The following is a 1,249-nucleotide window of genomic DNA, read 5'->3' as shown; positions in this document are numbered from 1 at the left end:
CACAGCGGCGGCTGCGGCCGCCGGGGTGCGCGCGGCCCCGGAGGCGTCCGCAGCTCCGGCCCCGGCTCCGGCCGGCGGGCGGCTCAACGGCCACCAGGCCCACGCGGTGAACGGTCACCAGGCCCTCGCAGGCCACCGGTCGGCGTCAGCAGAAGACACGGGAGGACACCAGATGCTCCAGGCTGAGAACAGCGGCCGGACCGCGGCTGACCGCACGTCCACGGCGGCGGAGGCCGCGCCCGGCGTGGCGGGGGGCCGGTCAGAGGGCGCCGGGTCGGCCGACCCGGTGGCCGGAGTGGAGGGCCCGTTCGTGCAGGCCGCGAGCGGCGCTCCATGGGGCGGGGTGCCCGGCTTCGCAGGGGGCCAGGCCGCGGGTGGCGGTTGGGCCGGGGGCGCCGAGGTCGTGTCGGGTCCGGCAGGAGGCCATCTGATCCGGGCCGGGGTCGGCGTGCCGGCCGCCGGGGGCTTCCGGTCCGGTGCCACCGACCCCCGGGATCAGGTGGTCCTGGAGTACCTCCGCGGCTCACGCGAACTGGTCCAGGCGCAGCGGGACGTCATGCTCGGCTACCTGAGCGTCCTGGGATCGGAGGCGTCGGCCGTGGCGCGCCCCTGGTCCGGCGCGGCCCCGGTCGAGGCCCTCGGGCACTCCGTTCCCGCCCTCGGCGCGGGGCCGGTCCATCGGCACGCGGCCGCGGGCTCGGCTCCGGGCTTCGCGGACCCGCAGGGCGGAGTCGTCGGCCAGGGACAGAGCCCGCTGGGTCTGTACGGCGTGATCGTTGCCAACGGGCAGGGCTCGGCGGGCGGCCCGGAAGCGGCCGGGGGCGGCGGCCCGTCGGGAGGCCCGGAAGTGGCCGGGGGCGGCGGCCCGTCGGGAGGTACCGCCGAGGCGTGGGCAACCGTCCACGGAGAGGTTCCGGCGGGTGTGGAGCACGGTCCCGGCGGACCCGGCACCTGGCCGCCGACCCGGACCGACCTGGACGAGCGCCACCTGGCTCAGGCCGCCGGCTTCCCTGCCGGCGCCCACCCCGAGGCTTGGCCGCAGGCTGCGGGCGGTGCGGCCCCGGGAGGCGTGCCCCTGGGCAGCGCGGCCTCCGGCGCGGGACTCCGCGAGGGCGCCAACGTCGGTGCCTGGCCGCCGGCTTCGGCCGGTGCGGCCCCGGACGGCGCGGTCCAGGCGGGCCCGGCCCCGGGCGCCTTCGCCCAGGGTGCACCTGCCCCGGGCGGGGCTGTCCCTGGCAGCGCGGCCCCG

1 pseudogene is annotated in these 1,249 nt (G+C 79.9%); it reads left to right on the top strand.

The features are described from left to right. Window positions 1-172 precede the first annotated feature (172 nt). A pseudogene (locus ACWGDE_RS39060) lies at window positions 173-1,249 on the top strand (hypothetical protein); the annotation flags it as partial.

Source organism: Streptomyces sp. NPDC054956, assembly GCF_053609185.1.
Note: the sequence above shows the minus strand (reverse complement) of the source record. Positions and strands in the feature narration are given on the sequence as shown.